This window comes from Bradyrhizobium sp., assembly GCF_019242285.1.
Taxonomy (GTDB): Bacteria; Pseudomonadota; Alphaproteobacteria; order Rhizobiales; family Xanthobacteraceae; genus Bradyrhizobium.
Genome location: NZ_JAFAVV010000693.1, coordinates 1 through 7,056 on the forward strand (window position 1 = coordinate 1; position 7,056 = coordinate 7,056).

General features: G+C 64.9%; 6 protein-coding genes and 1 pseudogene. 5 read left to right on the forward strand and 2 right to left on the reverse strand.

All coding sequences use genetic code 11. The features are described 5' to 3' along the window. A pseudogene (locus JOY90_RS27945) lies at positions 1–559 on the forward strand (SAM-dependent methyltransferase); the annotation flags it as partial. On the opposite strand, the gene JOY90_RS27950 reads toward JOY90_RS27945, so the two are convergent. Continuing rightward, positions 520–1,218 carry a RibD family protein gene (locus JOY90_RS27950; RefSeq protein WP_291694330.1) on the reverse strand — a complete coding sequence of 233 codons (699 nt, stop codon included), beginning with the start codon at positions 1,216–1,218 and terminating at the stop codon, positions 520–522. The pseudogene JOY90_RS27945 and the gene JOY90_RS27950 sit on opposite strands and share 40 nt — an antisense overlap. A 339-nt stretch (positions 1,219–1,557) precedes the next feature. Between JOY90_RS27950 and JOY90_RS27955 the strand changes: the two genes are divergently transcribed. Next, complete coding sequence (locus JOY90_RS27955) at positions 1,558–2,997, forward strand: hypothetical protein (protein ID WP_291694331.1); 1,440 nt, start codon at positions 1,558–1,560, stop codon at positions 2,995–2,997. On the opposite strand, the gene JOY90_RS27960 is transcribed toward JOY90_RS27955, so the two are convergent. Next, the gene (locus JOY90_RS27960) at positions 2,976–3,722 is read right to left on the reverse strand and encodes a CbiX/SirB N-terminal domain-containing protein (RefSeq protein ID WP_291694332.1); all 747 of its coding nucleotides are present in this window, start codon (positions 3,720–3,722) and stop codon (positions 2,976–2,978) included. The two genes, JOY90_RS27955 and JOY90_RS27960, sit on opposite strands and share 22 nt — an antisense overlap. 271 nt (positions 3,723–3,993) lie before the next feature. Between JOY90_RS27960 and JOY90_RS27965 the strand changes: the two genes are divergently transcribed. From JOY90_RS27965 to JOY90_RS27975, 3 genes are all read left to right on the forward strand, one after another. Next, positions 3,994–5,187 carry a M20/M25/M40 family metallo-hydrolase gene (locus JOY90_RS27965; protein WP_291694333.1) on the forward strand — a complete coding sequence of 398 codons (1,194 nt, stop codon included), beginning with the start codon at positions 3,994–3,996 and terminating at the stop codon, positions 5,185–5,187. A gap of 241 nt (positions 5,188–5,428) precedes the next feature. Beyond that, positions 5,429–6,073, forward strand: coding sequence for a nuclear transport factor 2 family protein (locus JOY90_RS27970; protein ID WP_291694334.1), 645 nt, complete (start codon positions 5,429–5,431; stop codon positions 6,071–6,073). Beyond that, a partial coding sequence (locus JOY90_RS27975; protein WP_291694335.1) for an FAD-dependent monooxygenase occupies positions 6,073–7,056 on the forward strand: 984 nt, incomplete at its 3' end. The genes JOY90_RS27970 and JOY90_RS27975, both read left to right, overlap by 1 nt.

The window sequence follows — 7,056 nt, forward strand, 5'->3', positions numbered from 1 at the left end:
TGACGTCACGCTCGACGCCATGCGGCTCGATCTGAGCCGCGAGCTTGACGCGGCGCTCACGGGCCCGATCGATCTGATCACGACATCGGCGTTGCTCGACCTCGTCTCCGAGACGTGGCTGCATCAGCTCCTGCGCAAGGCTGCTGGCCGCGCGCTGCCGATCTATGCCGCGCTGACCTATGACGGCCGCATCGAGCTCTCCCCGATCGATCCCTTTGATCCCGTCATCGTCGCAGCCGTGAACACACACCAGCGCATCGACAAGGGTTTTGGGCCGGCGCTCGGCCCGACGGCCGCGCCCGCGGCGATCGATCGCCTCGAGGCGCTCGGCTATTCGATCGCGCACGGTCGATCCGATTGGGAGATCGGTCCCTACGATCGCCCAATGCAGGCCGCGCTTCTTTCCGGATGGGCCGGCGCCGCGCGCGAGATGGACACATTGCCGCGCGCCGACATCGACGACTGGCTCGGGCGGCGCGAGGCCGCCCTCGGCGCCCGCGCTTCATCGATGCGCGTCGGTCACCTGGACTTTTTCGCCTCACCCAGCTCGACGCGCTGAGCCGCCAGATCGCAATCGAACAGCACGTCGTCTTCCATCCGGTGCACCCGCACCGGCATGCGCGGCGCCTGGTCCGCGCGCTCGAGCGGCGGCAAGGCGATACCCGGCCCGCCCGTGCCAAGCATGATGGGCGCCACGGTCACATGCAGCCGATCGAGGCACCGGGCGGCCAGAAAGCGCGATACGGTATCGGCACCGCCCTCGATCAGCATCCGGCGCATCCCGACCCGCGCCAAGGCAATTGCGATCGCCGATGGCGGGATGTTTCCCCCGTAAGCAGGCAGCGCGATGACCTCGACGCCAGGCGGAGGGTCGCAGCACGCATCCTCGGCCGTGATCAGGAAACGGCGCATGCCGTCATCCCTGAACAACCTGGCACGCGCTCCCAGACGTCCTTTGGGATCGATGACGGCACGCGCCGGCTGTGGACCGGCAACCTGTCTCACCGTCAATTGCGGATCGTCAGCCAGGGCCGTTCCGACCCCGACGACGACGATGTCGACCAGTGCACGCAACCGGTGCAGGTGTGCAATGCCGGCGGGGCAATTGATGTATTTGGAATGCCCGGACGCCGTCGCCACCCGGCCGTCCAGCGACTGGCCGACCTGGCCGACGATGACGAGATCGTCGACGGCGCCGTTGCGCAGCGGGCCGAACACGTCCGCCCACCGGTGCGGAAGCGTCTGCTGTCCCTTGCGGAACAGATGGACGAACTCGTCCCAATGATCGCCGGGCGCCGATTTTGCGGTGGGGAAATTGCTGAGCTGCACGGCGGGAATCAACTGCTCGTTTGATCCGATATCAATGCGACTATCGGCCACCCCGCCGCAAAAATCATCCGATATTTCGACCGGAATGATCTGGGGCTTGTGGTGTTCTTATAAGCGCCCGGTGAAAGAAAGGTTTCTCGAAGCGTTGCGCTGCTGGCACTGCCGGTTCATTGTGAAGCCTTTCGTTCATTGCGAAGGCTCTGGTTCGTTGTGAAACCTCTGGGCCGCATGTCACGCCTCATGCGCTTCGACGCCCGCGCGTTGCGGCTTCTGATCATCGGAAGCGGGCTCGGCTGGTCGGTTGCATTCGTCCTCATTGCACTGCTCCATCAGCTCGAGCTCTATGGCGACGGCGCGATGTTCTCCTACGCGGTCGCGGTGCAGGACGTCTGGGCGTTCCACTGGCATAACATTTCCGGCCGCAGCTCGGTCTTTCTGCTCAGCCTGTTGCCGGCCGAAACGATCGTCGGCCTCACCGGCAAGCCATGGACGGGAATCATCGCTTACGGATTTCTGTTCTATGTCGCGCCCCTGGTGGGGCTGCTGCTGACCTTCGCGGCGGATCGCTCGCGCGGCCGCTTCATCTTTCTTGGCGCCTGCGGCTCGACCGCCCTGCTCTGTCCGCTGATCTTCGGCTTTCCGACCGAGATGTGCATGGCGCACGCGCTGTTCTGGCCGGTGCTGGCCGTCTGCCATTACGCGAAACGAACCTGGTCCGGAGCCGCCCTCGTTTTCTTCGCCGAGCTCGCGCTCGCCTTCACGCATGAGGGCGCGCTGGTGCTGCTGGCTGCGATCGTCGCGACGCTCGCGCCACGCGGGCTGCGGGACGCAGCTTTCGTGCGTGCGGCCATCAGCTTCATCATCGTCCTGGCGCTGGCGTTCATCTCGAAAATCGTCCTTCCGCCCGACGACTATTATGCCGGCGTGCTGCGACGCGCGGCGCTCCATTTCTTCGATCCCGACATCTTCAAGGTCGAAGTCGTGATCCTGTCATTGGCCTCGCTCGCAGCCTACGGGATCATCCTTGCGGCGCTCTCCCTGGTCTCGCCGGCGCGCGCCTCGCTCTATTCCGTGGGAATCCTGCTGGCAATCCTCTCATTCTACTGGCTGCGCTTCGATCATTCCGTTCTCGCAAGCAGCCGCTACTATCTGCGAACGGCGCTGGTGATCGGCACGCCGATCCTCGGGGCGGCAGCGGCGCTCGCCGCCATGACCGGCGACGGTCTGGTCCTCGCCCGCTTCGCGAAGCTGCAGCATGCACTCACCTCGCCGTCGGACCTCACGCTTCGGGCATGGGGCGGCGCCTTCCTGGTCGTGCTCGTCATTCACGTCGTCGAGACGGAAAAGTTCGTGGCGGCGTGGACCAGCTACCGTGCGGCGATTGCCGCGCTGGCGACGGGCCAGGCCTCCGACCCGCGGCTCGGGGATTCCCGGTTCGTGTCGTCGCAGCGGATATCTCCCGGCCTCGCGCCGCTCGCCTGGTTCTCGACCATCCCGTATCTGTCCGTCATCGCAACGGACTTCTCGCCGAACCGGCTCGTGATCGACCCGGCCGGAAACTACTTCTGGCTATCCTGCGCGACCGCGACGGCGAACCGCGATGCCGCACGGGTCGTTCCGGTCGAAGCCCGGGAGCTCGTTCGCACCTATTCGTGCCTGCACCGCTGAACTGCCGCCGCGACGGATCGCGCCACCACGGCATCGATGCCGGGCGCGCTGCCGATCACACCGGCGAACACGACATCCTCGCGTCCGAGGCCGGCCGTCAACCTCGGCGCGTCCTTCGCGCCGTGCATGCCTTCGCCGGAGAACAGGCCGAGGACGATGACGGGACCTGAAATCTCGCGCGCGGCCTCATCCAGAAAGGGACGTTCCTCCAGGAACGCGATCCGGACGTCAGGGAAGGCCGGCGTGCGCGCGACCTCGCGCGCCATGTGCTCGGTGGCCCGGCGCGAGGCCGGATCGCGGCGCGAGCCATGAGCCAATAGAATCACCGTGCAGGTCTCGGGCTTGAAATCATGCGCCTGCGCCGCCTGTTTGGCGCAGGCCACCACCACATCCGGCAGGCCGGGATCGAGGCCGAGCGGGGCCAGCATCTCGATCTTGCGGGTGCCGTCATCGGCGGCGTCGAGCAGGTGCACCAGGCGGTCCCGGGTGAAATAGCCGCTGGAGGCAAACAGCGGATAGACGATCACCTTGCGTGCGGTCAGCCGCTCCAGGGCGTCCCTGATCGTCGGCACACCGGAGATGAAGCCGGCGCCGACCTCGGACACGAGACCGCACTCGGACACCGCCCGCGCGATCCGCCACACATTTTCGTTGCCCGCGCCCGGTCGCCTCTCGCCATGGGCGGCGAGCAGGAGAGCGATTTTCCCGTGATCGGCAGCAGCCAACGCGTGTTCCACCGGAGCAAATGATCCCGTGCCTGACATTTAGGAGATGTCCCGGGCCGGCGCCACATCGAGCCGACGCGAAGACGACGTTGCGCTTGACTCCGCGCGTGCCGAATTTCAATCCTAGCATATTGCGATTGAAGTCATCGCATTGCGATTGAAGCCACAAAGGCTGGGTCTCGCGAAGGCCCATCCGGGAGGCCGGACAATGGTGATGAAGCAAGACGCCGCGATGGATGCTCATTGGCAGCAAACATCAACAGGATCCGCGATGTCCGTCGACGCCCAAGCCGCCACTGACCGTCTCATGCGCTTTCTCGCCGTCGAGGGCGTGACCGGAAAGGAGGCGGCGATCGGGCGCGAACTCGCCGCGGCGCTCAGGGAAAGCGGCGTGCCGGCGGACGCGATCCGGCTCGACGACGCGAACGCACGCATTCCTGTGCCGACGGAAACCGGCAACCTCATCGTCGACCTGCCTGGCCGCGGCGCGATGCACAACCAGCCGCGGATCATGTTCATGACCCATATGGACACCGTGCCGCTATGCGCCGGCGCGAAGCCAAAGCGTTCCGGACGGAAGATCGTCAACGAAGCCAAGACCGCGCTCGGCGGCGACAACCGAGCCGGCTGCGGCGTCCTCGTCACACTGGCGGCCGAGCTCGCGACGCAGAAGCCCGATCATCCGCCGATCACGCTGCTGTTCTGCGTGCGGGAGGAGAGCGGGCTGTGGGGTGCACGCCACGTCAAGACCGAGGAGCTCGGCTCGCCGGTCATGGCCTTCAACTACGACGGCGGCTCCGCCTCCAACGTCACCATCGGCGCCGTCGGCGCGGATCGCTGGCAGGTCGAGATTTTCGGCCGCGCCTCGCATGCCGGCGTCGCGCCGGAGCGCGGGATCAGCGCGACCATGATTCTCGGGCTCGCGCTCGCCGACCTGAAGGCCGGCGGCTGGTTCGGCAAGGTGGTGAAGGGCAAGCGGCAGGGCACCAGCAATGTCGGGCCCGTCACCGGCGGCGAGGGCCGGCCGGCAGGAGACGCCACCAATGTCGTCACCGACTATGTGCACGTGCGCGGCGAGAGCCGCAGCCACGACCGCACGTTCTTCAAGGAGATCACCAAGGCCTGCAAGGCGGCGTTCGAGAAGGCCGCCTCGCGCGTCAAGAACAGCGACGGCAAGGCCGGCCGCGTCAAGTTCAAGGCCGAGACCGATTACTATCCATTCCGCATGAAGGAGAGCCTGCCGGTCGTCAAGCGCGCGGTCGCAGCGGTGTCCGGCATCGGCGCAACACCGAGCATTCGTGCCGCGAATGGCGGCCTCGACGCGAACTGGATGGTCCGCCACGGCGTTCCGACCGTGACCTTCGGCGCAGGACAGAACGAGGTGCACACGATCGACGAATGGATCAATCTCGACGAATACGACCGGGCGTGCGCCCTCGCCGTGCAGCTCGCGACGATGCGGTGAGCCTGGCGGCGTGAAGGAGCGAATGCTTGGATAGTCGAAGGCGGCAAACTGAGGATTTGGAGCTTGGCCTCAGGCCTTCACCAGGCGCAGAACCAGCCCCAGGTTTGGCCTGTCACGTCGCGGAGTTGCGCGTATTCCGAGGACGCCGTTGTCTTGACGATTGATGAGCGAGTTCTGAATATGCTTCCTAATCGGGAACCTCTGTCAAGCTGACACCCCGAGGGACATTAGGCGGCGCCAAATGAATGAAACAGACCTCTTCGATCGCTCGACCATTCGAAATCTCCTCGAGAACTGGGCAGTATGGCGAGATGCCGGCGACTGGGATCGCTTCCGGACCGTCTGGCATGACGACGGCTGGATGTATGCGACCTGGTTCCAGGGGCCGGCCGCCGATTTCATTCGCGTCAGCAGCGAGGGTTGGGACAAGGGCGTCAGTATCCTCCACTTCCTGGGCGGCGTATCCATTGATCTGGCTGGCGATCGTGCCGTTGCGCAAACCAAGATGACGATTTCGCAACGCGCCGCCGTGCACAACGTGTCGTGCGATGTCGTCTGCACCGGTCGCTTTTATGACTTCCTGGAAAAGCGTCGGAGCACCTGGGGGCTCGTGCTGCGGCAGCCGATCTATGAGAAGGATCGACTCGATCCGATTGATCCATCCGCGAAGCTGGAACTGAACTCCGATAGGCTCAACGCATTCCCGGTTGGCTATCGTCATCTCGCCTATGCGCAGGAAGAGATCGGTTATCGCGTCAAGCGCGATATGCCGGGCTTGAAGGGACCCGAAGTCGAGGAGCTCTACGCAAGAGGGCAAGCCTGGCTGACGGGCGCCATCGCGCGAGGCGAGGATCTGCGCAAGGGACACGCTCCCGTCGCCCCTTGATGCGGCATGGAGCAGCTTCTTCCACACGCAACGATCAACAGACATGGCCTGAGGCGATGGCGAAGAGAATTGCAATTGCCGGCGCCGGAATTGGCGGCCTTACCGCGGCCTGCTGCCTTCTGAAGGCCGGCCACGACGTCGAGCTTTACGAGCAGGCACCCGAATTGAGCGAAATTGGCGCGGGTATTCAATTGAGCGCCAACGCCATGCACGTCTTGAATGATCTCGGCCTCGGCGAAGCCATTGCCGGCTTTTCGGTCCGCCCCGGCGCGTACGTTTTCCGCCTCCATGACACGGGAGAAGTGATCGGGCAATTTCCGCTGGCTGAAGAGCATGAGGCAATGCACGGAGCGCCTTACAATCAATTGCATCGCGCCGATCTGCACAATTTGCTCGTTGCCAAGGTCAAGAGCCTGAAATCGAACGTGATCCGATTGAACAGCCGCGTCGTCGGCTTCGACGAGTCGGAAGATCGCGTCCAGCTCGGATTGTCCGACGGCTCGCGCGTGAGTGCGGACATCCTGGTCGGCGCTGACGGTGTCAAATCCGCCGTTCGCGCCCAGATCGCCGGCGCGAGCCGCGCGTCCTACACGGGTGATGCCGCCTGGCGATTGATCGTCCCGGCCGAGCGCCTGCCCGGGAATCTCATGGGCCAGGTCATGTCGGTCTGGATGGGTCCGGGCCGGCATGCCGTCTGCTACTATCTCCGCGGCGGCTCGCTGCTGAATTTCGTCGGCCTCGTGGAGACGGAAGAAGTCTCCGAGGAATCCTGGACCGCGAAGTATCCGTGGGAGACTCTGAAGGCCGATTTCGACGGTTGGCATGCAGACATCCAGACGATCATCGACGGCGCCGACCGGGATATGTGCTATCGCTGGTCTCTGTACTACCGCCCACCCATCGCGAAATGGAGCACTCGGCGCGCGACGATGCTGGGCGACGCCGTCCACGCGACCTTGCCCTATCTTGCGCAGGGCGCCGCA

Coding starts and splice junctions, on each gene's coding strand:
- JOY90_RS27970 (WP_291694334.1), top strand. CDS start 5,429: ATGAATGAAACAGACCTCTTCGATCGCTCGACCATTCGAAATCTCCTC.
- JOY90_RS27965 (WP_291694333.1), top strand. CDS start 3,994: ATGTCCGTCGACGCCCAAGCCGCCACTGACCGTCTCATGCGCTTTCTC.
- JOY90_RS27955 (WP_291694331.1), top strand. CDS start 1,558: ATGTCACGCCTCATGCGCTTCGACGCCCGCGCGTTGCGGCTTCTGATC.